General features: G+C 58.2%; 24 protein-coding genes. 13 read left to right on the top strand and 11 right to left on the bottom strand.

Translation table 11 applies throughout. The features are described from left to right. Positions 1-86: 86 nt before the first annotated feature. Positions 87-1,037, top strand: coding sequence for an L-threonylcarbamoyladenylate synthase (locus GOW92_RS17600; protein WP_170563230.1), 951 nt, complete (start codon positions 87-89; stop codon positions 1,035-1,037). Here GOW92_RS17600 and GOW92_RS17595 read toward each other — a convergent pair whose 3' ends face one another. Beyond that, entirely contained in the window at positions 1,038-1,592 is a 555-nt protein-coding gene (locus tag GOW92_RS17595) for a YqgE/AlgH family protein (protein ID WP_170562604.1), read from the bottom strand. Positions 1,593-1,737: 145 nt separating this feature from the next. On the opposite strand from GOW92_RS17595, the gene GOW92_RS17590 reads away from it, so the two are divergent. Together GOW92_RS17590 and GOW92_RS17585 are read left to right on the top strand one after the other, a co-directional pair. Next, positions 1,738-2,544 (top strand): protein-disulfide reductase DsbD domain-containing protein, encoded by an 807-nt coding sequence (locus tag GOW92_RS17590; protein WP_170562601.1) that lies wholly within the window; start codon positions 1,738-1,740, stop codon positions 2,542-2,544. A 13-nt stretch (positions 2,545-2,557) separates the two neighbouring features. Continuing rightward, the gene (locus tag GOW92_RS17585; protein WP_170562598.1) at positions 2,558-2,977 is read left to right on the top strand and encodes an NUDIX hydrolase; all 420 of its coding nucleotides are present in this window, start codon (positions 2,558-2,560) and stop codon (positions 2,975-2,977) included. On the opposite strand, the gene GOW92_RS17580 is transcribed toward GOW92_RS17585, so the two are convergent. From GOW92_RS17580 to GOW92_RS17555, 6 genes are all read right to left on the bottom strand, one after another. After that, positions 2,974-6,372: an efflux RND transporter permease subunit gene (locus tag GOW92_RS17580; protein WP_170562596.1), complete on the bottom strand. Its 3,399-nt coding sequence runs from the start codon at positions 6,370-6,372 to the stop codon at positions 2,974-2,976. The two genes, GOW92_RS17585 and GOW92_RS17580, sit on opposite strands and share 4 nt — an antisense overlap. 5 nt (positions 6,373-6,377) lie before the next feature. Further along, entirely contained in the window at positions 6,378-7,832 is a 1,455-nt protein-coding gene (locus GOW92_RS17575) for an efflux RND transporter periplasmic adaptor subunit (RefSeq protein WP_170562592.1), read from the bottom strand. Positions 7,833-7,938: 106 nt separating this feature from the next. Beyond that, positions 7,939-8,481, bottom strand: coding sequence for a molybdenum cofactor biosynthesis protein B (moaB, locus tag GOW92_RS17570; protein WP_170562589.1), 543 nt, complete (start codon positions 8,479-8,481; stop codon positions 7,939-7,941). A 6-nt stretch (positions 8,482-8,487) separates the two neighbouring features. Continuing rightward, positions 8,488-9,108 carry a LysE family translocator gene (locus tag GOW92_RS17565; protein ID WP_170562585.1) on the bottom strand — a complete coding sequence of 207 codons (621 nt, stop codon included), beginning with the start codon at positions 9,106-9,108 and terminating at the stop codon, positions 8,488-8,490. Further along, complete coding sequence (locus tag GOW92_RS17560) at positions 9,105-9,704, bottom strand: metallophosphoesterase family protein (protein WP_170562582.1); 600 nt, start codon at positions 9,702-9,704, stop codon at positions 9,105-9,107. The genes GOW92_RS17565 and GOW92_RS17560 overlap by 4 nt, the downstream gene beginning before the upstream one ends. Continuing rightward, positions 9,701-10,468 carry a uracil-DNA glycosylase gene (locus GOW92_RS17555; RefSeq protein WP_170563227.1) on the bottom strand — a complete coding sequence of 256 codons (768 nt, stop codon included), beginning with the start codon at positions 10,466-10,468 and terminating at the stop codon, positions 9,701-9,703. The genes GOW92_RS17560 and GOW92_RS17555 overlap by 4 nt, the downstream gene beginning before the upstream one ends. Before the next feature lie 759 nt (positions 10,469-11,227). Between GOW92_RS17555 and GOW92_RS17550 the strand changes: the two genes are divergently transcribed. The 7 genes from GOW92_RS17550 (at position 11,228) to GOW92_RS17520 (ending at position 15,860) form a co-directional block, all read left to right on the top strand. Then, the gene (locus tag GOW92_RS17550) at positions 11,228-12,163 is read left to right on the top strand and encodes an aspartate carbamoyltransferase catalytic subunit (protein ID WP_170562579.1); all 936 of its coding nucleotides are present in this window, start codon (positions 11,228-11,230) and stop codon (positions 12,161-12,163) included. Next, on the top strand, positions 12,160-12,678 hold the full coding sequence (locus tag GOW92_RS17545; protein ID WP_170562576.1) for a hypothetical protein: 519 nt from the start codon (positions 12,160-12,162) through the stop codon (positions 12,676-12,678). The genes GOW92_RS17550 and GOW92_RS17545 overlap by 4 nt, the downstream gene beginning before the upstream one ends. Further along, positions 12,663-13,049 carry a hypothetical protein gene (locus tag GOW92_RS17540; protein WP_368040304.1) on the top strand — a complete coding sequence of 129 codons (387 nt, stop codon included), beginning with the start codon at positions 12,663-12,665 and terminating at the stop codon, positions 13,047-13,049. Before GOW92_RS17545 ends, GOW92_RS17540 begins: the two co-directional genes overlap by 16 nt. After that, positions 13,046-14,326 (top strand): dihydroorotase, encoded by a 1,281-nt coding sequence (gene pyrC, locus GOW92_RS17535; RefSeq protein ID WP_170562573.1) that lies wholly within the window; start codon positions 13,046-13,048, stop codon positions 14,324-14,326. Before GOW92_RS17540 ends, pyrC begins: the two co-directional genes overlap by 4 nt. After that, positions 14,326-14,931, top strand: coding sequence for a glycerol-3-phosphate 1-O-acyltransferase PlsY (gene plsY, locus GOW92_RS17530; RefSeq protein ID WP_170562570.1), 606 nt, complete (start codon positions 14,326-14,328; stop codon positions 14,929-14,931). Before pyrC ends, plsY begins: the two co-directional genes overlap by 1 nt. Then, positions 14,918-15,193, top strand: coding sequence for a hypothetical protein (locus GOW92_RS17525; RefSeq protein WP_368040303.1), 276 nt, complete (start codon positions 14,918-14,920; stop codon positions 15,191-15,193). Before plsY ends, GOW92_RS17525 begins: the two co-directional genes overlap by 14 nt. A 193-nt stretch (positions 15,194-15,386) precedes the next feature. After that, positions 15,387-15,860 carry a YHS domain-containing (seleno)protein gene (locus GOW92_RS17520; protein WP_170562567.1) on the top strand — a complete coding sequence of 158 codons (474 nt, stop codon included), beginning with the start codon at positions 15,387-15,389 and terminating at the stop codon, positions 15,858-15,860. Positions 15,861-15,932: 72 nt separating this feature from the next. Here GOW92_RS17520 and GOW92_RS17515 read toward each other — a convergent pair whose 3' ends face one another. Continuing rightward, a complete protein-coding gene (locus GOW92_RS17515; RefSeq protein ID WP_170562564.1) occupies positions 15,933-16,916 on the bottom strand; it encodes a quinone oxidoreductase family protein in 984 nt (327 codons plus the stop codon). A gap of 191 nt (positions 16,917-17,107) precedes the next feature. Between GOW92_RS17515 and GOW92_RS17510 the strand changes: the two genes are divergently transcribed. Then, complete coding sequence (locus GOW92_RS17510; RefSeq protein ID WP_170562561.1) at positions 17,108-17,965, top strand: DUF2189 domain-containing protein; 858 nt, start codon at positions 17,108-17,110, stop codon at positions 17,963-17,965. Between the two features lie 34 nt (positions 17,966-17,999). On the opposite strand, the gene GOW92_RS17505 is transcribed toward GOW92_RS17510, so the two are convergent. Together GOW92_RS17505 and GOW92_RS17500 are read right to left on the bottom strand one after the other, a co-directional pair. Further along, positions 18,000-18,986, bottom strand: a complete 987-nt coding sequence (locus tag GOW92_RS17505) for an NAD(P)H-quinone oxidoreductase (protein ID WP_170562558.1) — start codon at positions 18,984-18,986, stop codon at positions 18,000-18,002. Positions 18,987-19,041: 55 nt separating this feature from the next. After that, positions 19,042-19,734 (bottom strand): COQ9 family protein, encoded by a 693-nt coding sequence (locus tag GOW92_RS17500; protein WP_170562554.1) that lies wholly within the window; start codon positions 19,732-19,734, stop codon positions 19,042-19,044. Between the two features lie 111 nt (positions 19,735-19,845). On the opposite strand from GOW92_RS17500, the gene rpsU reads away from it, so the two are divergent. Beyond that, positions 19,846-20,052, top strand: a complete 207-nt coding sequence (gene rpsU, locus GOW92_RS17495) for a 30S ribosomal protein S21 (RefSeq protein ID WP_005614280.1) — start codon at positions 19,846-19,848, stop codon at positions 20,050-20,052. A gap of 292 nt (positions 20,053-20,344) precedes the next feature. Beyond that, positions 20,345-21,514 carry a CAP domain-containing protein gene (locus tag GOW92_RS17490; protein WP_170562551.1) on the top strand — a complete coding sequence of 390 codons (1,170 nt, stop codon included), beginning with the start codon at positions 20,345-20,347 and terminating at the stop codon, positions 21,512-21,514. A 58-nt stretch (positions 21,515-21,572) separates the two neighbouring features. Here GOW92_RS17490 and ppk2 read toward each other — a convergent pair whose 3' ends face one another. Continuing rightward, entirely contained in the window at positions 21,573-22,490 is a 918-nt protein-coding gene (gene ppk2, locus GOW92_RS17485) for a polyphosphate kinase 2 (protein ID WP_170562548.1), read from the bottom strand. Positions 22,491-22,734: the final 244 nt, after the last annotated feature.

Raw genomic sequence — 22,734 nt, 5'->3', positions numbered from 1 at the left:
CCACCGCCCATCTTTATGCATCTGGGTTCAACCGATTACGTATCGGTCCACATGCTATACGCAATCAAAACGCGGCGTCACCACCCATGATCCCTAACGGCACTCTGACATTATCCGCCGATCCGGCCGGAATCGCGCTGGCTGCAGACCTGCTGCGCCAGGGGCTTTTAGTCGCGATCCCGACCGAAACAGTTTACGGCTTGGGCGGGGATGCGCGTAACGGCGAAGCCGTAGCCAACATCTATGCCGCCAAGGGTCGACCCAGTTTCAACCCGCTGATTGCGCATGTAGCCTCGACCGAAGCTGCCCGGCGTTTCGTGACATGGTCCGATAATGCCGAAGCTTTGGCGGCCGCGTTCTGGCCCGGGCCGCTGACCTTGGTTTTGCCGCTGCGGCCGGATCACGGGATATCCTCGCTGGTAACTGCCGGGCTTGAAACCCTCGCGGTGCGGGTTCCAGCCCATCCTGCGGCGCGCGCGTTGCTGTCCGAGTTTGACGGCCCGGTCGCCGCGCCTTCTGCCAACCCATCCGGACAAATCAGCCCAACGACCGCCGCACACGTCCTGTCCGGATTGAATGGGCGCATCGCCGCGGTGCTGGATGACGGTCCATGCGGGGTCGGATTGGAAAGCACCATTGTGGGTCTTTCCGGCGAGCCCGCGCTTTTGCGCCCCGGCGGTGTTGCGCTGGAGCAGATCGAGGCCGTTTTGGGAACTCAATTGCATCATCACTTACCGGGTGATGCGCTGAGCGCGCCAGGTCAGCTGCAATCGCACTATGCTCCGGATGCGCCCGTTCGGTTGGACGCAAGCACCGCGCAGGGAGATGAAGTACTGTTGGGGTTTGGCCCGGTAGACTGCGATCTAAACCTTTCAGCGAAAGGTGATCTTTCCGAGGCGGCGGCGAACCTGTTCGCCGCTTTGCACAGCCTGAATGACACCGGCAGGCCAATTGCGGTTACGCCAATTCCAGATCATGGATTGGGTGCAGCCATTAACGACCGCCTGCGCCGCGCCGCAGCCCCGCGAAACAGCTGATCAGGCGCGCCCGGACTCCGCAGACAGGATCAGGGGGTCAACGCCCAAAGTCGCCAGAGCGCCGCTCCATTTCTCATCATCCGGCACATCAAAGACCAACTGTGACGACGCCTCAGTCGTGAGCCAGCCGTTCAGGGCGATTTCGTCCTCAAGCTGACCGGGTCCCCAGCCCGAGTAGCCCAACACCAAAGTTGAGTTCAAAGGCCCGCGCCCCGAGGCAAGATCCTCGAGGATATCCAGCGTTGCCGTCATGCTGAACTCATCCGTGATGTGCATGGAATGCAAGTTCGCTTCGTAATCCGAGCTGTGCAGGACAAAACCACGCGACATCTCGACCGGACCGCCGAAATGGACCAGACGTTCGCCCACGACCGGAATCCGGCAGGGGATGTTCAGCTGACTCAACAGGGTTTTTAGCCGCAAGTCCGAAGGTTTGTTGATTATCAAGCCCATAGCACCATCTTCGCCATGGCTGCACAAGTACACCACTGAATGGTCAAAACGCGGATCGCCCATGCCGGGCATCGCAATCAACAGTTTTCCGGTAAGATCCATGGGCGGACATCTCTTAACAGGTCTGTTTCAACAATGACCCTTGGTCACCCGGAATGGCAAGGGATCAGCACACATTTCCGCAGATTTCATCCCAGTGACCGGAACGTGACTTGGAATCTGCGCCGCAACCGCGCATTTATGAACCATGAGCGTTAAAAAGATATTTCCGGCGATCGCCCTTACCATCGGCGTGGCCTTACCTGCGACAGCGCAGGTAAAAGGCCCTGTTGCTGAGTTGGACATTCTGGACGGCGGACGTACAGCGAAAGGAACATATCTGAGCGCCGTGCGTGTGACGCTGCAAGACGGTTGGAAAACCTATTGGCGTGCGCCGGGGGATGCTGGGATCCCGCCGGAATTCAACTGGACCCGCTCGGACAATGTTGGCGGCGTGTCGATTACGTGGCCCGCACCGGATGTCTTTGACCAGAACGGGCTGCAATCGATCGGCTATGAAAACCAACTAGTTCTGCCGGTCGAGATCACACCGAAAAACCCGGCGCGGCCCGTACGGCTGCAAGGAACAATGGATCTGGGCGTCTGCAAGGACGTCTGTATCCCCGAACAACTGGAATTCGACCATACTCTGGACGCAGAAGCCGGGCGAAACCCGACCATCGCTGCAGCGCTTGCCCAGCGACCCTTTTCTGAACGAGAAGCCAATGTGGCGCAGGCAAGCTGTCACCTGTCACCAACAGCCGACGGGATGCAGATCGAGGCACGGGTGACCATGCCTTCTGCCGGCGGGCGCGAGGTTGCGGTGATCGAACCGGGCAATCCTGCTCTCTGGGCCTCTCAGACGCAAACAAAACGGACGGGCAATACTCTGGTCGCAACCTCCGAGGTAATCAACGCATCCGGAGGGCCATTTGCGCTGGACCGATCGGAAATCCGTATCACTGTTCTGGGTGCAAATCACGCGGTCGACATTCAGGGCTGCAGCGCAGGCTGAGCCCGGTGATTTCATGACACAAACCCCAAAAATCGGCGCTTTGGCGGTTGTCCTGCATAAGGACCAAGTGCTGCTGGTTCAGCGCAGCAAGCAACCTGATGCTGGGCTATGGGGGTTCCCTGGGGGTCATGTGGAATGGGGCGAGACTGTCCTGCAAGCCGCGCAAAGAGAACTGCGCGAAGAAACCTCGGTCATCGCAGACCCACAGCACTATTTAGACAATCTTGATTTGCTGCGCTGGGACGCGAACGGCGACGTCCAGACACACTACCTGCTGGTAGGCGTGGCTTGTCAGTATCAAACCGGCGACCCCATTGCAGGTGACGACGCGCTCGACGCGCGTTGGTTCCCTGTGGATCAGATCCGCCGTGGCGAATTGGAGATGAGCAACCGCGTCATCGACCTGCTGGAAACTGCCCTGCGCCGGACTTAGGTCGCGGATCTTTTGAACCGCGCATAAACCAGGCCGGAAGCTGCGAGGCTGAAGAACAGGATCAACGCAGCGCCGGCAACGAATGCACCCAGCCCCATCTGCAGGATCGCCATGCCACTCTCGCCAGCATAGAGACCGGACAACACCCCAAGAGGTGCACCGGTAAACGCGGGCCAAACCATTGTAACCGCAAACCACAAAAGCAGGGCAAGACCCGTGCACGCTAAAGCGCCCTGCACCACCCGGTCCGGGGCGCGGGCAGCACGCCGCATCGCGGTCATAGGACGGGTCAGATCGTTTAGAATGGCAAGCAATGCCGGCACCAGCAGCAAGACCAGCAACATCCCGAAGCCAAGCCCATAGACCAACGTTATGACCGTGGGCTTTAGAAACTGCGCCTGCTGCGATCCTTCATAAAGCAGCGGGGTCAGCCCCAGCACCGTGGTCAGAGTGGTCAACATCACAGGCCGCAATCGATCCGCCGTGCCCTCGACAATCGAAGGAACAAGCCCACGCTCTTTTTGGTAGCTGTCAATGGTGGTCACCAAAACGATCGAGTCGTTGATGATAATCCCCGTCATCCCCAACAGGCCGACAACCGTGAACATGCTCAGCGGGACGTCCCACAGATAGTGTCCCCATATCGCGCCGACCAATCCAAAGGGGATAATCGCCATCACCACCAGCGGCCGTGTCCAACTGGCGAACACCCAGGCCAATACAAGGTAGATACCGGTCAAGCACAGGATCAAGCCGGTGCGCGCCTCGGACAGGAACTCATCTTCCTGTTCACTCAGACCGGCCATTCGCCATTCGACCTGTCGTTCCGAGGCAATTTTTGGAAGGATTTCCTCGCCCATGGCACGTGCAATCTCAGCCGCGCGCGTCGGATCATCTTCCGATATGTCACCGTTTACCGAGATCACACGCAGGCCATTTTCGCGCCGGACGGTCGAGAAGCCGGATTTTCGCTCGACCGACACGATATCGGCCAACGGCACATACACTCCATCGGGTGTACGCATCAGAGTGCGCTCCAGGAAATCGGCGGTCAGCTCTCCTTCAGGCAACTCTACCCTGATCTCGGCACTGCGCGGGCCATCCGGGAAGGTCGCCGCCTCGATCCCGTTCAGGCGATCACGTAACACGCGACCCAGCGTTTCAATCCGGAAACCCAGCGCCTGACCCTGTGCCGTCAGGTCCAGAATGTACTCTTCCTTGTCATAGGCAAGGTTGTCTTCCAGAGCCGAAACCTCGGGGTATTTTGACAGCTCGGTCTGCAAATCCTCGGAAGCGGATTTGAGCGTGTTCACATCCGCGCCATAGAACTGAACATCAATGGCATCACCACCGGGTCCCGAGCGCCAGCCTCGGAAACTGAGCAGTTCGACCTTTGGATGGCGGGGCACAAAGTCCTGCAACTCACCCACAAATTCAAAGCTGGAATAGGGGCGCAGATCCGCATCAATCAGCTCGATAGAAATACCACCCAGCAAATCAGCATCTTTGCCATCGGCAGCAGCCAGCCCCCAACCTGCGGATCCGCCAACCTCGGCCAGAACATAGTCGATCGGGTTACGACCATGGCGTTCTTCGTAGATTTGGCCCAATTCTTCGGTCGCCCGCTGCAACTCGTGCATCATGGCCACAGTCTCGGCGCGGGTGGCGCCTTCGACCATTATGAAGTTGCCCGTGACCGAGCCACGCTCGGGTGCGTTAAAGAACCGCCAGTTCACATCGCCGCGAATGAACAGGGCAATCTGACTGGCCAGGACCACCACCATCAATGCGACCACCACATAGCGCGCCCACACGACCCAGGCGATCAACGGGCGGAACAGATGATCGCGCACCCACCGGAACCCGCGATTGACCACCCGGTTCGGCAGATCATACCAGTGTTCTTTGGTGGAATGCGCGATGGCATGCGCCATGTGGTTCGGCAAGATCAGGAAGCATTCGATCAACGAGGCAATCAACACCGCGATAACGGTAAAGGGGATGTCGCGGATCAACTCGCCAAACCGGCCGCCAACCAGGGTCAGACCAAAAAAGGCAATCACCGTCGTCAGGGTCGCCGCAAAAACCGGCATCGCCATACGCCGCGCCGCCCGTTCGGCAGCCACCATCGGTGCCTCACCCAGCCGGCGCGCGCGGAAATCAGCATGCTCGCCCACGACGATCGCGTCATCCACAACAATGCCCAGCGTGATGATCAAGCCGAACAGGGACACCATATTGATCGACAGCCCACCGATATACATGAAGGCAATCGCGGCGGACATGGCAACCGGAATGCCGGCAGCGACCCAAAAAGCGATCCGCGCGTTCAGGAACAGAAACAGCAGACAGACAACAAGGCCCAATCCGACGAGACCATTGTCCACCAGAATATCCAGACGATCGGTGATCGCCTGGGCGCGGGTGCGGATCAATTCGATTGTCACGCCTTCGGGGACGCTGGCCTGCATTTCCTTCACAACGTCTTCGACCGTGTGCTGGATTTCGATCGCGTCACCTAGATTCGAGCGATCCACCCGCACCGACATCGCAGGGTTTTCGCCCACGAAATAACTGCGATTGCGATTGACACCTTCGACCCGGATTTGTGCTACATCGCCCACCAGCAACTTGGATCCATCCGCAAAGTTGCGCAGCGCTATGCCTTCGATTTCCTCGGGCGTGCGCTTTTCCGTGCCTGTGCGAATACGGGCATTCGCGCCAGTCACATCACCCGCCGGGTTTGCGTTGACCTCAGCCGCTACGGCTGACGCAACCTCGGACAGCGTGATGTCGTTAGCAATCAGTTGTGCGGTCGGTATCTCAACCACAATACGCGGCGCGGCGAGGCCTCGAATTGTTGTGCGCGTAACACCAACCGCAAAAAGACGGTTGATCAATTCGTCGGTGAACTTGGCCAGATGATCGGGGTCGACTGGCCCTGTCACAACTACATCCGTAACCCTGTCGCGCCAGGCACCGCGGCGGATCGTCGGTTCCTCGGCATCGTCGGGCAGGCTGGTGACACTGTCGACGGCAGTCCGGACCTCTTCGACGGCGCGGGACATGTCCCAATTCGGCTCGAACTCCAGCTGGATGCTGGCGCGCCCTTCACGCGAGGTCGACTCGGTGCTGGCAACGCCCTCGACCGCCAGCAAGGCAGGTTCGAGCACCTGAACGATCCCGTTGTCCACGTCTTCAGGACCGGCCCCGTCCCAATCAACACGGACGTCGACACGTTCTAGAACCACATCAGGAAAGAACTGCGCCCGCATATTCGGGATTGCCGCCGCACCCAGTACCAGCATCACCAGCAGTAGCAGGTTTGCCACCGTTTTGTGACGCGTGAAGTAACTGAGGATACCGCCTGCCGCGCTGGGGATCTCGCGCATCATGGCGCTTAGCCCCCCGCCCTGTTTTCAAGCCGCTGGACAAGCGAGGCGGGCACCTTGGCCTCGCTCAATTGACCCAGAACCCGTTCTTTGACGTCCTTGGGCATGCGGGTGCTGGCCTCAACCTGAGCTACCAACTTAGCGCGCTGTTCCACAGACAGCTCAACCATATCCGGTGCAGCCCCGGCGCTGTCATCTATCCGCAATGGCCGCACACGCACGCCTGATCCCAACAGCGGAGTGCGGCCTATTACAACCTCGCGCCCCACCAAACCGTCACCACGCAATAAGACTTCATCGCCCTGACGCCGGATCAGCTGCACCGGCAGTGCCTCAAGTCTGTCGCCATCGTCCAATACCAACACCGTCCCAACGGCATCCAGAGCCGAAGAGGGCAACCGCACAACATTGTCCAGCGGTTGTTCCTGCACAGTGACCGTAACAAAATCGCCCGGCTTGAACCCCGACGCATCGTCTAGGCGGGCATAGATCAAACGCCCGGTCTGTCCTTCGCCCGCCGAGCCGCTATCACGACTGATGCGGCCTTGGGCGGTCAGGTCGGTGCCGGTAACCTCAAGCGAGACGGTAACCGGCGCGTCGATCAGGTCGCCAGCTGCGTCCAGCAATCGAACGTATTGCGCGGTCGAGACGCGGAAAGCCACTTCCAACGCGTCAGGGTCGACGAGTTCAGCCAGTTTTTCGTTCGCAGACACCAGCCGACCTTCGACCAGCGTTACATCCGTCAACGTCCCCGCAAACCGGGCGCGGATTGTCATGTCGTCCAGATCGCGCTCTGCGGCCTCAAGCGCAATACGCGCGCGGGCCAACAGGGTGGTCGCCTGATCGACGCGCGATTCTGCCTGAGCCAGCGCAATACGCCGCGCCAGCACCGCTTGCTGGGCAGCTGCTTTTGCAAGCTCTGCCTCTTCCACAGCAGCTGCGGCACCGACGCCACGTGTCTGCAAATCCTGCTGACGCTGCAAGGCACGCCCACGCAACTCCGCCTGCGCCTCGGCCGAGTTCAACTCGTCCTGCGCCAGCAGCAGCGACCGTTCAGCGTCACGCTCTTCAAACTGCGCGTCCAGCAAATCGGATTTTGCCCGGTCCAGCGCGGACTGGGCATCAGCAGGATCAAGTTCAACCAGAACCTCATTTGCTGTCACAACACCGCCATCTTCGAAATCATCGGCCAGCCCGACCACGCGCCCCCCCAAAGCCGCGCGCAGTTCCAGCCTGCGGCGGCTTTGCACCTCACCGAATGCTTCAAGATAAGGAGTCACGGTTACCAGTTCCGCAGGCCGAACAGACACCGCGAATACACGTTCGCGCGACTGCGGAGCGGACTCTTCCCGTGTCAGAACGTCCTGTACAGCGCCCGAAATCATCTGTGCCGCCACAAACAACAGGGCTAGCGTCAGCGACGCCAGAAAGACTCCAACAAGGCTTTGCCTCAGAAATCGCATATAAAATTCACCCCGGTTGCATCAGGCTGCCATTCGCAAAAGGTAGCTGGACAATAAAAAATGCCAAGCCACAAAGCGGTTATGAACGTTTAAACGCGCGACCAGTCTACTTCCGTCGCAAATGTTCGTCCAATCTGGGCATTATTTCGACGAAATTACAGGGACGGTGGCGATAGTCGAACTGCTTTTCCAAAATCCCGTCCCAAGCGTCCTTGCAAGCGCCCGGACTGCCCGGCAATGCAAATAGATATGTGCCGCCTGCCACGCCGCCAGTTGCCCGCGATTGAACGGCGGAAGTGCCGATCTTTTCCATGGAAATAATTGTGAACACCGTGCCGAAAGCCTCGATTTCCTTCTCATAGACATCGCGATGCGCCTCGACAGTTACGTCGCGCCCCGTCAGGCCGGTACCCCCGGTGGAAATTACCACATCTATTTCCGGGTTAGCGATCCAGGCCCGCAACTGATCGGCGATCTTGCTGCGTTCGTCCTGAATGATGCTGCGGTCAGCAACGTGATGCCCGGCGCGTTCGATGCGGTCCACAAGTGTCTGGCCGGATTTATCTTCATCCAGCGACCGCGTGTCCGAGACGGTTAGCACGGCGATACGGACCGGAATGAAGTCTTTGGTCTCATCAATGCGCGACATGTTTCCTCAGGCCCTTTCCAAAATGGCAAGCCGGATCGCGAGGGCTGTGAAAATCCCTCCGGTCACCCAGCCCATGATGCGCGAAGCGCGCGGGTTCGCGATCAACACTCGCCCAGCACCCCCGGCAAAAATTCCCACTAGTCCGTTCACTGCGAAGCCGCCCAGCGCAATGATTGATCCGAAAATCAGGAACTGAAGCAGAATCGCGCCCGCTGCCGGATTCACAAATTGCGGAATAAAGGCCAGAACGAACAGGATGACTTTGGGGTTCGTCAGATTGACGACCAAACCGTCCCGGAATGCCAGTTGCGTGGGTCCGGACGGCGCGTCCGCAGAGACTACCCCGTTCCGAAATGCACCCAAGGCGAGATACAACAGATAGGCTACGCCCATCCAGCGGATCACGTCGAACAACCAGGGCATCGTCGCCACGGCTGCGCCAAGACCAAGGCCTGCCAGCAGAACGTGAACCATGGACCCGGCAGAAATACCTGCACTGGCGGCGATTGCCGATTTAGGCCCGGACCTAATACCTTGCCCAAAGCAAAACATCATATCGGCCCCGGGCGTCAGATTCAGGGCAATTGCAGCTGGGATAAACGCCAGCAACGTAACTGTTTCTATCACGTTGTGACCTCGAACCAATTCACCGTGGGGCCAAGGTTGGCGATCTGCGTCACTCCGATCGTACCGCGATATCCCCAACTGTCGTGGATATGCCCGCAAAGCGCGTATTGAGGCTGCAAGCGTTCAATTGCGTTTCGCACCGCCACCGACCCTACGGCATCGCCCATCGACGTAGTATCGCCGTGGCCCTTCGGTGGGGAATGAGCGATCAGGATGTCGGTGCCGTCACACCGGTCCAGAAGCTCGGCCGCCTCGGGATCAGACAGGTCGCAAGACCAGCCGCCAAACGGCGTAACTGGCACTCCGTAGCCCAGCCCAAACAGGCGCAGACCATCCATCGTCATACCTGTCCCGTGCAGGACGTGCACGCCTTCAGGTGCGGCGTCTTCCAGTTCTTCCACACTTTCGGCATTGCCGGGCACCACGACCATTGCAGCCGAAATACCCGCAAGCATAGCCATCGCGTCATCCAGCCCTTGCCGCATATTACAGAAATCCCCTGCGCCAATCACCAGATCGGCCTCGGCGCTGGCTGCGACAACCTCGGCCGCGCGATTGCGCGCCATATGCAGGTCCGAGAACGCGAGGATTTTCATGCCTTTCCCTCCAGCCGCGCTTTGAGTTCCAGCAAATCGGCCCATGCCTGCCGTTTCATCTGCGGCTGTCGCAGCAGGTAAGCTGGGTGGAACATCGGGATCACCGGTAGATCCATCGCCTGATCCCACTGACCGCGAAGCCGTGTGATCCCCCGTTTACCCAGAACAGCCTGACAGCTGATATTGCCCATCACCACCAAAACCTCGGGCTTGGCCAAGGCGACGTGCCGTTCCAGGAACGGCTTCAGCATGCCAATCTCTTCGGGTTTGGGATCCCGGTTCTGCGGTGGGCGCCACGGCAGGACGTTAGTGATATAGACGTTTTCCGCCCGGTTCAGATCAATCGCAGCCAACATGCGGTCCAGCAATTGCCCGGCCCGCCCGACAAAGGGCCTACCCTCGCGGTCCTCATCCCGACCCGGTGCTTCTCCGATTACCATCACCTTCGCACCCGGTGTGCCGTCAGCAAAGACCAGCTGTCGTGCGCCTCTCTTCAATTCGCAATGGTCAAACGCGTCCATGGCCGCCTGCAACTGATCCAATGTACCCGCGGCTTGGGCAACTGATCTTGCTACAGCAACCGGATCCACCTGTTTGGGTTTTTCTGGTGCGGTCTGCGCTTTTTGGGTTCTTTTGGCTTTGGGCGCTGTATCAGGCAGCGCATACCGGTCAACCGGTGCGTCACCGATCGCATCCGTTGCGCCCAGCTCGATCTGCCATTCCAGCAGGGCGCGGGCAGTATGATAGTCCAAAGCCGATTCCATATCCCTCAATCTAACCACCTTTTGAACGAGGGAAAGCAGATAGACCTTGATTGGTCGGTCCATCGCACCGACGATTGCCATATTCATGTTGTCTGTTTTGCGATTCTTGTTCCTTGGCTTGCTGCTGATCATTCTCAGCGGTCCGGCTTCTGCGCAGTTCAAAGACAGATATGGCCAGTGTCGCGCGGGCCAATTCAAATGCGGCAGCACGTGTTGCTCGGGCGGACAAAGATGCAGCTTTGACGGGCACTGCATTCCATTGGGCGGCACCTATTGCGGTGGCGGCAGAACCTGCGGCCCGTTCGAACGCTGCGTGGCAGGCGGCACCCGGTGCGCCCCAGCCGGACAAAATAAGTGCAGATCGCGTCTGGATTGCCCGGGCGGCAGCACCTGCAACGCCCGCGGGGAATGCGAGAAGATAACGCCCGACATTCTGGAACTGCCTTCCCTGACGTGTGACGACGGTCGCATTTGCGGATCCGGATCGTCCTGCCTGCCGGGGGGAGGATGCACGCGCCCCGGTTGGTTTGTCTGCGAAAAAACCGGGTCTCAGTGCCGTCAGGGATTCAAATGTTCAAAAAACCAAGGATGTGTTCCTGTTAAGGCCATCGACTGCGGATACGGCAAGTGGTGCAAGCCCGGCGAACAGTGTCTGCCCGAAGGCGGGTGCGAGAAACTGCCTGAAGGATCTGATCCTTAGGTTGCCTTGGGCTGCGTGGCTTCTTATAAGCGGCGCGATTGTCAGACAGGAGCCCGCCAATGCGTTTCGCCCATCGTCACCTTCTTGGCATCGAACATCTGTCGCAATCCGATATCACTGCCATCCTTGATCTGGCCGAGAAATACGTCGACATGAACCGTCAGTCGACCAAGCATTCCGACGTTCTGTCGGGCCTGACGCAGATTAACATGTTCTTCGAGAATTCGACCCGCACGCAGGCCAGTTTCGAAATCGCGGGCAAGCGGCTGGGCGCGGACGTGATGAACATGGCGATGCAGGCCAGCTCGATCAAAAAAGGCGAGACGCTGATCGACACGGCCATGACGCTGAATGCAATGCACCCAGACCTGTTGGTGGTACGCCATCCACATTCAGGTGCCGTTGATCTGTTGGCGCAGAAAGTGAATTGCGCTGTACTGAACGCCGGCGATGGTAAGCACGAACACCCGACGCAGGCTCTGCTGGATGCTTTGACCATTCGTCGTGCCAAGGGTCGCCTGCACCGGCTGAACATTGCGATCTGCGGCGATGTCGCTCATTCCCGCGTTGCCCGGTCAAACCTGATCCTGCTGGGTAAGATGGAAAACCGTATTCGCCTGATCGGGCCGCCGACATTGGTTCCGTCGCAATTCGCAGATTTTGGCGCCGAAATTTACGACGACATGAACGAAGGTCTAAAGGACGTCGACGTCGTCATGATGCTGCGTCTCCAGAAAGAGCGGATGGACGGCGGCTTTATCCCGTCGGAGCGGGAATACTACCACCGCTATGGCCTCGACGCTGCGAAACTGGCACAGGCCAAACCCGACGCCATCGTCATGCACCCCGGTCCGATGAACCGCGGGGTCGAGATTGACGGAACACTGGCGGACGACATCAACCGGTCAGTCATTCAGGAACAGGTCGAAATGGGCGTCGCCGTTCGCATGGCCGCAATGGAGCTGCTGGCCCGCAACCTTGGTGAGGCCGCATGAGTGATCTGAACGTCGCCCCACATGAACACGGCGTCCTGCGCTTGTTTCAACTCGACATGCGCCCGGAAGAGGCAAAGTTCCTGCACGAACCCGGGGCGGCAGACCAGATTCTGGGTGTCGAGGGTCTGGATCTGGCCCAGATCGACGTCTTTCCTGTCTCGGACCTCGAGGAACTGGGTCTTTATGGCTATCTAAACGAAGGATGTGGCATACCCAAAGATCAACTGGATCGAGATGCACTGGAGAGCGTTGAAGGTTGGGTCATGGTCGTGCGCAGTGCTGCGTTTCAGGGGCGCGCAGCCACGCTGCGACCGAATCCGAAGATGCGCTTAATTGGCCTCTATACCGAAGAGGCGACAAACTGGACCGGCGGAAAGATTGAAACCGATAGCGCAAAACCGTTCTCGGCCCCACAAGTTTCTACACAGGATGACAAACCCCGCCGCATCGGATCGGCCATGCTGGCGGTGGTGGCACTGCTCGTCCTCGGAGGCATCCTGTGGCTGATCCTGTGACCTTTGCGCCCGACAAGGGGGCCTATATCCGCACAAACACATGGCTGGCCGCAGGGGCAATGGCCGTCGCGATGATGGTGCTGTGGTTGATCGGCAATCCCTATCCTTGGACAGGGGCGCCTGCCGGTTTGGCCGCAATCGGTATCCGCGCATGGTATCTGGCTTCGGAGGAAATGACCGCGTCGTGGCAAATGACGGACACCACCCTAACCGGCCCGGGCCCGCGCAATGTGGCGCTGAACCAGATTGAGGCGGTCAAAATCATGGGCAGTTTTGTCCAGATTGTCACTAAGGGCGGTGACAAACATCTGATCAAATATCAGGCAGATCCAGCTGCAACCAAAGCCGCTATCGAAAGGGCAATGGCATGAGCAACACTATTTTCACCAACGCCCGCCTGATCGATCCGGAAGCCGGAACAGACAGCCTTGGGTGGCTGCATGTGTCCGAGGGTCGAATTGCTGGGCGCGGCGAAGGGGATGCTCCGGCGCTGGACGGCGCAGTCATTGATTGCAAAGGACATTGCCTTGCCCCGGGTATCGTCGATATTGGCGTCAAGGTTTGTGAGCCGGGTGAGCGGCACAAGGAAAGCTATAAGTCCGCCGGTCTGGCCGCCGCCGCCGGAGGCGTGACCACGATCGTGACCCGTCCTGACACTTTGCCTGCCGTTGACACTCCGGAAACCTTGGAATTCGCAACCAGGCGAGCGCAGGCCGACGCACCTGTCAATGTCTTGCCTATGGCGGCGCTGACCAAGGGCCGCGAAGGGCGCGAGATGACCGAGATCGGGTTCCTGCAGGATGCCGGAGCCGTGGCTTTCACAGATTGCGACCATGTCGTCGCCAACACCAAGGTGTTTTCCCGCGCCCTGACCTATGCCCGCGCTTGCGGGGCGCTGGTCATCGCCCACCCGCAAGAACCCATTCTCAGCAACGGTGCCGCGGCGACTAGTGGTAAGTTTGCAGTGCTGCGCGGCCTTCCTGCCGTCTCCCCAATGGCCGAGCGGATGGGGTTGGATCGCGACATCGCCTTGCTTGAGATGACCGGCGCCGCTTATCACGCTGACCAGATAACCACCGCCCGCGCCCTGCCCGCGCTTGAGCGCGCAAAACGCAACGGTCTGGATATCACCGCAGGTACGTCGATCCACCATCTGACACTGAACGAGTTGGATGTGGCCGACTATAGGACCTTCTTCAAGGTCAAACCGCCGCTGCGATCCGAGGATGACCGACAAGCGGTGATCGAAGCCGTGCGGACCGGCCTGATCGATACAATCAGTTCGATGCACACGCCTCAGGACGAGGAAAGCAAGCGCCTACCGTTTGAAGAGGCGGCCTCGGGCGCGGTGGCGCTTGAAACGTTGTTGCCCGCGGCACTGCGCCTGTGTCATGCCGGGCAGCTGGATCTGCCCACATTGTTCCGTGCCATGTCTCTGAACCCGGCAAAACGACTGGGCTTGCACAGCGGACGCCTGTCCGAAGGCGCACCTGCAGATCTGGTTCTATTTGACCCAGATGTACCCTTTGTGCTGGACCGGTTCTCGCTGAAATCGAAATCGCAGAACACACCGTTTGACGGTCAGCGGATGCAGGGTAAGGTCACCGCAACTTTCGTTGCAGGCCAAGAAGTTTACCGGAGACCCTGATGCCCTTCATTGACAGCACAACGACCCAGCTAATTCTCTGGGCGGCCTTTGGGTATCTGATGGGGTCGATCCCGTTTGGCATGGTCCTGGCCAAGGTGATGGGCTTGGGCAATCTGCGCAACATCGGTTCGGGCAATATCGGCGCAACCAATGTTCTGCGGACAGGCAACAAAACTGCCGCAGCCCTGACCCTGATCTTAGATGCCGCAAAAGGCGGGGTTGCTGTTCTGGTCGCGCGTGCCCTTGCCGGTGAGGATGCCGCGCAGATTGCAGCGCTGGCCGCATTATTGGGTCATTGCTTCCCCGTTTGGCTGGGCTTTAAGGGAGGCAAAGGGGTCGCCACGTTCCTGGGTATCTGGCTGGCGTTGGACTGGCGCGTTGGTGTCGCCTGTTGCCTGACCTGGCTGGTCGCTGCTGCAATATGGCGTATCTCATCCCTTGCGGCACTTGCAGCCGCCGCGATGTCAACTATTTGGGTCCTTCTGCTGACGAATTCAGTGACGCTGGTACTGACAGGTATCCTGACCATGTTGGTCTACTGGCGCCACAGCGCGAATATCGCCCGCATCAAATCCGGTACTGAACCAAAAATTGGACAGTCTTGAGCGCCTCGGACGCCTTCCTGACCGCCTTTTTCGCCATCCCGGTGGGCTCATCACCGGGTACGCCCACGGCAAGCGATACATCGTCAACCGAACAGAATTCTCTGACGGTAAATCTCAGAAGCTTGTCGCGCACGCTATGGGTGGCGGGGATTATATCAGTCTGAACATCTATCTGACCAGAAACGGATCACTTCTTCGCCCCTGCGAAATGCCGGCCGAAAAAGTTACTGAATTCGTTCTGGCGTTCGTGGCCGACACCTAAGGCCAACTCTGCATTTGTGAACAGAACCTATTCGCCTCTGCACATTCACAATTGATTGCTTTGAACGTGATGGCCTGCCTGCCCACTTGGGTTCCGTGACGACCAATTGCGGGTCTCACGGACAAAAACTCTTGGGTCGTCTGGGCGCAATTTTCAGCGCGACGTGGCGGCCCCTTCACGAAAGGTGAAAACAATGAACAAGTTCAAATCTCTTATTGGCGGCGTTGCGCTGTCTGTTGCCATCGCAGGTTCGGCTTGGGCCGCTGGTGTTGAACTGAATGCAAGCTCGACCGGTCTGGCCTTGCAGGGTTATGACCCGGTTGCCTATTTCACCGAAGGTCAGCCGACGAAAGGTGACTACCGTATCACCGCGCTGCACAATGACGCGATGTACCGCTTTGCCAATGAAGAAAACAAAGCCGCATTCGAGGAAAACCCCGAGGCCTACCTGCCCGCATACGGCGGCTACTGCGCTTTTGGTGCCGCGATGGGCTTCAAGTTTGACGGTGACCCGAACTACTGGAAGATCGTCGACAACAAGCTGTACCTGAACCTGTCGCAGGACATCCAGCAGCGCTGGGAAGGCGACATCCCTGGCTTTATCGATCAGGCCAGCGCCAATTGGGAAGATATTTCCGACAAGACACCGGCGGAACTGCAGCAGTAAATCGCAAACATTCCCCAAAAAAAGCGGCGGCAGATTTTCTGCCGCCGCTTCCCGTTTCGCGACCAGGCAGTCTTACGGTTCCAGAACCGTGCTGCCCGTGGTTTGACGCGCTTCAAGCACTCGGTGCGCCTCGGCAACTTCCGCAAGAGGAAAGCGTTGGTCGATGTGGATTTTGACCTCTCCGCCTTCGACCTTACCGAATAGCCGCCGCGCCATTGCCTGACAGACGGAATGGTCCGAGATGTGGGTAAACAGGGTCGGCCGCGTGATCTTCAACGAACCCTTCTTCCCCAGAATGCCGATATCCATCAACGGAACCGGTCCCGAAGCGTTGCCGAATGAGATCATCATCCCCAAAGGTTTCAGGCAGTCCAGCGAGCCATTGAACGTGTCCGCGCCAATGGAGTCCATCACCACATCCACACCCTTTCCACCAGTGATCTCTGCCACACGCTGGGCAAAGTTCTCAGTCCGATAGTTGATGCAATGCGCGGCCCCGTTGAACTGTGCAAGGCTGCATTTCTCATCCGTTCCAGCGGTTCCGATAAGGGTGATACCTTCGGACTTGGCCCATTGGCAGGCAATCAAACCAACACCACCGGCTGCCGCATGGAACAGAACCGTGTCACCGCGTTTCAAGGGCGTTGTCCGATGAAACAAATACTCCACCGTCATCCCCTTGAGCATCATCGCCGCGGCCGCATCAAAGGAAATCCCTTCAGACAACGGGCATACCTGCGCCGCAGGCATCACGCGCGCTTCGCAATAAGCTCCGGCGGGGGCTGCGGCATAGGCTGCGCGTTGGCCGGGTTTCAGATGGGTAACACCTTCACCTACGGCCTCAATCACACCTGCAGCTTCCATGCCCAGCGCATGCGGCAGATCCAGCGGATACAGCCCGGTGCGCTGGTAAACATCAATGAAGTTCAACCCACATGCCCTTTGGCGAATGCGAACCTCGCCGGGTCCGGGATCGCCCAAGGGCCGGTCTTCGATCTTCAGAACTTCGGGGCCGCCGTGTTCGTGAATGACGACGGTTCTTGCCGTTTGCTGCATGCTGACCTCCTGTTGCCTGACGCCAAGCTAACACGACTGTGAAACAGGGCAATTGGAAGGTTTTTGCCGCCACGCAACCACAGCGCGAAAAACTGTGCTATACTAGGTCCCGAGCGTTGCCGGCTGGTCCGGCCAAAGGCAACCAACGCCGGATTGACCCCGCTGCGCACTGGCAAAGGGAGGGGATCAAGATGGCCAAAACAATTGGAAATCCAATTAGCTGGGCGGCCCGAAACATTGGCGCAACCGGCGATCACATCACCGAAAGCGTGCACCACATCGGCAGCGCGGAAACTCGGCATCTGCCGCAGGTGCAAACCCTGACGATGCAGGATCTGAAGGCCTGTTTACAGGCCGGGTACAACGATTTCCTGGAAACGCGGGCGGATGCCATTTTCATCATACTGGTTTACCCGATCGCGGGCTTGTTGATGTTCGGGTTCGGCCTGAACCGCAATATGGTTCCGCTTCTGGCGCCGCTGATCATGGGATTCGCACTTGTGGGTCCAATAGCCGCCGTGGGCCTTTACGAGATCAGCCGCAAACGTGAACAAGGCGGCGAAGTGCATTGGTTGGACGCCTTGGGCGTATTCCGGTCCCCATCGTTTGGCGCGATTCTGGCTTTAGGTTTTTATCTGGTCATGCTGTTGCTGGTCTGGCTGATGGTCGCACAGAGCATATACGTGCATACGCTAGGGCCTGATCTGCCCGCCTCATTCGGGGCCTTCGTGACTCAGGTGTTCACCACAGGAGCAGGCTGGTCCATGATCATCTTCGGAAATGCGATCGGGTTCCTGTTTGCGTTGGTCGCATTGGCCGTGAGTGTCGTCAGCTTTCCGCTTTTGCTGGACCGTCAGGTTGGCCTGCCGGTTGCAGTCGTAACTTCTGTCCGGGTGCTGCGGCATAACCCAGGTGTCATTCTGGCGTGGGGGTTCATCGTGGCGGCCTTGCTGATTATCGGAGCCATCCCGATGTTGTTGGGGCTGATCGTCGTCATGCCCGTCTTGGGCCACGCGACCTGGCATCTCTACCGCCGCGCGGTGGTCTGATTGAAAAAGCGCGGGAGCTACCCGCGCCTAAGCTTTAGCCGGCGACTTTCAGGACGATCTTTCCGATATGTCCCGAACTTTCCATCCGTGCATGGGCGGCTGACGCATCCGCCAGATCGAACTCACTATCCATCACAGGGGCCACCTTCCCGGCCTCCAGCAATGGCCAGACGGCTTCGCCCAGATCCTGCGCAATCTTCGCCTTTGCCAGATCACTTTGAGGGCGCAAAGTACTGCCAGTCAGGGTCAGGCGTTTGACCATCATCATCGCAAAGTTCAACTCGACCTTCGGACCTTGCAGGAAGGCGATCTGAACCAGACGCCCATCCTCGGCCAGAGCTTTGACGTTACGCGGGATATAGTCGCCACCAACCATGTCGAGGATCAGGTTCGCCCCACCTTCGGCGCGCATGACACCCACAAAATCCTCGTCCCGGTAATTGATCGCCTTCTCGGCGCCAAGGCTCACACAAGCATCGCACTTCTCAGCAGACCCGGCCGTTGCAAATACCCGCGCGCCAAACGCATTCGCCAGCTGAATAGCCGTTGTGCCAATTCCGCTTGACCCGCCATGAACCAGAAAACGCTCGCCCGCTTTGAGCCCACCACGAGTGAAGACGTTGGACCAGACAGTGAAGAAGGTTTCGGGCAGACAGGCCGCTTCTTTCATCCCCATTCCCGAAGGAACTGGCAGACAATGTGCGGCTGGGGTGGCCACATATTCCGCATAGCCACCACCAGGCAACAATGCGCAAACCTGATCGCCAACTGCCAGACCTTGTACCCCGGCACCAACGGCAACAATCTCGCCCGACGCCTCAAGCCCAGGCAAATCGCTGGCGCCCGGAGGCGGATCGTATGCCCCGGCGCGCTGCAGCGCATCCGGGCGGTTCACGCCAGCATAGGCCACTTTCAGGATCACTTGTCCGGCTTGCGGTTCGGGCACGGGGCGTTCCGTCAGTTGCAGAACATCCGGGCCACCGGGTTTGGTGATTTCGACAGCGCGCATCATCTGGGTCATGGGCAAATCTCCTTTGCCCAATGCCTAGCAGGCAATTTCTGGAAGGCCCAGACGCTTACTTGCGCGGGTTCAGCATCCCCGGCAAATCGGCCCTCATTTTCAAGGGTGGCTTCACCTGACCGGCCAGCCAATTTGGAACCGCCAGAAACGGTTTGAACAGCGGGTTACCATTCACCTGCGCTTTGATCTTTTCGATCTGCATAACGTTATCTATGCGCCGATCCAGAAACTCCCATGTTTTCTGGTGATCGGGGGAATCGTCGCCCAGCCAGAACAGCAGTGTCGAGGAATAGACACCCGACAATGTCGCACGTTTTGTGTACCAGTTCACATCGTCCGATGTATCTCCCAGCGTGTCCCAAATCAGATCACAGGTCTGCCACAGTGCTTTTGCCCCATCGGCTGCATGAGTAGGCAGGGAAAACAACGTCATGCCCCGGCGAACCAGTTCCTTGTCCGGAACAGCCTCAAGCCGAAAGCGAACTGCGGCGGCGATTCGCTCTCGGAACTTCAGATCGCTCAGGTCCGTGGATTTAAGGCGGTCTTCCATCGCCGCGTCGCCGCGCGCATGGAACGCAAGCGCCAGATCAACTGCGCCGCGGGGGCAGATCGCGCGCGCCAGAGTGTCATCCATATCGCAATCTAATATAGCCGCGCGAAAGCTGGCCTCGGACCAGCCGTCAAACGGCACATGGATCAAGACTGCGTCCAAAAGCTGCTGTTTTGCATCTTCATAAGTGGTCGTCATGGCGGTTCTCCGGTTCTCAGAGCCAGTACTAGACAAGATAGAGGCGCTTTGCTATACGGCCAACTCCTGCAATTTCCTTGCAACTCTATCTAGAAAGGTGGTGACAACCACATGCAGGTTAGTGTTCGCGACAATAACGTCGATCAGGCGCTTCGTGCCCTGAAGAAAAAGCTGCAGCGCGAAGGCGTGTTCCGTGAAATGAAGCTTAAGCAACATTTCGAGAAACCGTCCGAGAAAAAAGCGCGCGAGAAGGCTGAAGCGATCCGTCGTGCCCGTAAACTGGCACGTAAGAAAGCACAGCGCGAAGGTTTGCTCTAAAACCTCGCTCGTCCAGCTTTGGATGACACTTTTTGACGACCCCCGAGGCATCGCCCGGGGGTTTGTCGTTTTCAGGGTCGGATGATTTATGCCGACTCGGGCCGCCTACGCGCGACAAGCTGCCATTTCCCCCTCAGCAACATTTTGCCCGGCATTTTGCAGCGCAGCGAATCTCGTGGCGGTAGCACTGCCCCGCCAAAACTCGCCTTAAAGCACTCCGTCCCTATGAACGCAGCATCCAGCCTTTGTAACTGGCGCCGTCTACCACGACAAAAACCAATCGGAGGCAAAAATGTCGACTGCAAGTAGTATCGAACGAGAAATGCTGGCGCTTATTAACCAAGAGCGTACATCCCGCGGGCTGGACCCCTTACAGCTTGAAACCCGCCTGAACGACTCGTCCGAGGATCACAGCGAGTGGATGCTGGAAACGGACAGGTTCAGCCACACCGGCTCGGGTGGCAGCAGCGCCACACAGCGGATGGAAATGGCAGGGTTCGATTTCTCGGGCAACTGGCGATCAGGTGAAAACATCGCCTGGCAATCTGAGCGCGGTGCGCCCGGTATCAGCGATGACGTCGCGCAGCTTCATCAGAACCTGATGAACAGCCCCGGTCACCGTGCGAACATTCTGAACCCGGATTTCAAATACATTGGCATCGGTATTGAAACCGGTGACATGCAGGGTTTCGATGCCGTAATGGTGACGCAGAACTTCGCCGCCACCCAGGGTGAAGTTATGCTGGACAATGGCTCCACCACACCGCCGGCTCCGACACCACCGGTTGAAGAAACCCCGCAGCCTGAAGAGCCCGTGGCCGAAGTACCTGATCCCGAGGTTACCGAGCCAGAGGAACCCGTAGCCGAAACACCGGATACCGACCCAGAGGAACCGGCACCCGAAACGCCTGACACTGATGTCACCGAGACTGAAGGGCCGGGGCCGGAAACGCCCGACACTGACGTCACCGAGACTGAAGAACCGGAGCCCGAAACGCCCGACACCAACGTCACCGAGACCGAGGAGCCGGAACCGGAAACACCCGACACCGACGTCACCGAAACCGAAGAACCGGAGCCAGAAACACCCGACACCGATGTCACCGAGACAGAAGAACCGGAGCCAGAAACACCCGACACCGATGTCACCGAGACAGAAGAACCGGAAACACCCGGAACCGAGGAACCGGAACAAGTCGCCTGTTTTGACGTTCAGGAATTCCTTGCCGAGATAAGGTCCTTTGTCCAATCACTGCAGGCACAGTTCGACCAGTTTGACTGGAACGACTCAGACTATGCCGATGCAGAACCCGAAGCGGATGACTTTGATATGACGATGACCGGTGCCAACAATGGTGGGGACGATGTGGATACCACATGTTCTGACATGTCCGGAAACGATTCAGGTGATGTCTTTGTGTTCAACTATTATGACTTCGACTGCATGATGGACGCAGCTTAACAAACCCTATGGTGCGAGGCGGGGATGAGCCTGCCTCGCACCAATTCCAACTGGGATTTCAATAGACCTTAGGAACGTATAATTCGTCCGGCAGAATCCGGCGTTCATACTCAGGATTGTACTTACGGTCCGGCAAATCGACCTTTTCCTGCGGTACGTCCGAATACGGAATCTTAGTCAGTAGATGCTCGATACAATTCAGGCGTTCGCGCTTTTTGTCATTGCCTTCGACGATGTACCACGGCGCTTCGGGAATGTTCGTACGAAACAACATATCCTCTTTGGCCTTTGTGTACGCCTCCCACCGAATGCGCGACTCCAGATCCATAGGGGACAGTTTCCACTGCTTCATCGGATCGTGAATGCGCATCAGGAACCGCAACTGCTGTTCTTCGTCGGTGATCGAGAACCAGTATTTCAGCAAGATGATACCCGACCGCACCAGCATTCTTTCGAATTCGGGAACGTCCTGAAAAAACTGTTCGACCTGATCTTCGCTGGCAAAGCCCATGACTCGTTCAACGCCTGCGCGGTTGTACCAGGACCGGTCGAACAGAACGATTTCACCGGCGGCCGGCAGATGCGGAACATAGCGCTGAAAATACCATTGGCTTTGCTCCCGGCGGCTGGGCGCGGGCAATGCGACCACACGCGCAACACGCGGATTTAGGCGCTGGGTGATGCGCTTGATCACCCCACCCTTACCGGCACTGTCGCGCCCTTCGAAAAGAATGCACACTTTGGCACCGGTGTGTTGAACCCAGTCCTGGACCCGGATCAATTCGGCCTGCAATCGCAGAAGGTTCCGGAAATAGACCTTGCGGTCCAACATTTCGGGATGTTGTTCCTTATAGATCTTGCGAACTTCCATCGACAGCATCGGTTCGCTGAATTCAATCTCGAAATCTTCATCCAGCGTGTCTTCCAGCTCGGCTTCCAGCCAGTCTTTGGGGGCATCATTGTGTTCGTAAGCCAAGATCTGCTCCTTATTGGTCAACGGGTTCCGACCATACCAAGGTTGTGTGACCGCCTGATGTCATCAGATAAATTGATGAACGCTCCGCGCAAGTTCAATACCAAGTTGGCGCGGGGCCGGAAAACAGGCAGATGTACGGTCATTCCCATAATTGAACTGACCAGCGCCGGGATACAAGCGTCTGAATTGACGCAATGCCGCCATACTGGCCCGGTCTGTCCCCGTTTGGCCGTTCTATTTTGGG

Origin of the sequence: Ruegeria atlantica (assembly GCF_013032505.1) — a bacterium.
Taxonomy (GTDB): domain Bacteria; phylum Pseudomonadota; class Alphaproteobacteria; order Rhodobacterales; family Rhodobacteraceae; genus Ruegeria; species Ruegeria atlantica_F.
Note: the sequence above shows the minus strand (reverse complement) of the source record. Positions and strands in the feature narration are given on the sequence as shown.

Bases quoted from the DNA above. Each gene is read 5' to 3' on its own strand.
- pyrC (WP_170562573.1), top strand. From the start codon at position 13,046: ATGAGCAACACTATTTTCACCAACGCCCGCCTGATCGATCCGGAAGCC.
- moaB (WP_170562589.1), bottom strand. From the start codon at position 8,481: ATGTCGCGCATTGATGAGACCAAAGACTTCATTCCGGTCCGTATCGCC.
- GOW92_RS17595 (WP_170562604.1), bottom strand. From the start codon at position 1,592: ATGGATCTTACCGGAAAACTGTTGATTGCGATGCCCGGCATGGGCGAT.
- GOW92_RS17600 (WP_170563230.1), top strand. From the start codon at position 87: ATGATCCCTAACGGCACTCTGACATTATCCGCCGATCCGGCCGGAATC.
- GOW92_RS17575 (WP_170562592.1), bottom strand. From the start codon at position 7,832: ATGCGATTTCTGAGGCAAAGCCTTGTTGGAGTCTTTCTGGCGTCGCTG.
- GOW92_RS17520 (WP_170562567.1), top strand. From the start codon at position 15,387: ATGAACAAGTTCAAATCTCTTATTGGCGGCGTTGCGCTGTCTGTTGCC.
- GOW92_RS17585 (WP_170562598.1), top strand. From the start codon at position 2,558: ATGACACAAACCCCAAAAATCGGCGCTTTGGCGGTTGTCCTGCATAAG.
- rpsU (WP_005614280.1), top strand. From the start codon at position 19,846: ATGCAGGTTAGTGTTCGCGACAATAACGTCGATCAGGCGCTTCGTGCC.
- plsY (WP_170562570.1), top strand. From the start codon at position 14,326: ATGCCCTTCATTGACAGCACAACGACCCAGCTAATTCTCTGGGCGGCC.
- GOW92_RS17590 (WP_170562601.1), top strand. From the start codon at position 1,738: ATGAGCGTTAAAAAGATATTTCCGGCGATCGCCCTTACCATCGGCGTG.
- GOW92_RS17500 (WP_170562554.1), bottom strand. From the start codon at position 19,734: ATGACGACCACTTATGAAGATGCAAAACAGCAGCTTTTGGACGCAGTC.
- GOW92_RS17515 (WP_170562564.1), bottom strand. From the start codon at position 16,916: ATGCAGCAAACGGCAAGAACCGTCGTCATTCACGAACACGGCGGCCCC.
- GOW92_RS17580 (WP_170562596.1), bottom strand. From the start codon at position 6,372: ATGATGCGCGAGATCCCCAGCGCGGCAGGCGGTATCCTCAGTTACTTC.
- GOW92_RS17555 (WP_170563227.1), bottom strand. From the start codon at position 10,468: ATGGAATCGGCTTTGGACTATCATACTGCCCGCGCCCTGCTGGAATGG.
- GOW92_RS17545 (WP_170562576.1), top strand. From the start codon at position 12,160: ATGAGTGATCTGAACGTCGCCCCACATGAACACGGCGTCCTGCGCTTG.
- GOW92_RS17550 (WP_170562579.1), top strand. From the start codon at position 11,228: ATGCGTTTCGCCCATCGTCACCTTCTTGGCATCGAACATCTGTCGCAA.
- GOW92_RS17510 (WP_170562561.1), top strand. From the start codon at position 17,108: ATGGCCAAAACAATTGGAAATCCAATTAGCTGGGCGGCCCGAAACATT.
- GOW92_RS17505 (WP_170562558.1), bottom strand. From the start codon at position 18,986: ATGACCCAGATGATGCGCGCTGTCGAAATCACCAAACCCGGTGGCCCG.
- GOW92_RS17490 (WP_170562551.1), top strand. From the start codon at position 20,345: ATGTCGACTGCAAGTAGTATCGAACGAGAAATGCTGGCGCTTATTAAC.
- GOW92_RS17560 (WP_170562582.1), bottom strand. From the start codon at position 9,704: ATGAAAATCCTCGCGTTCTCGGACCTGCATATGGCGCGCAATCGCGCG.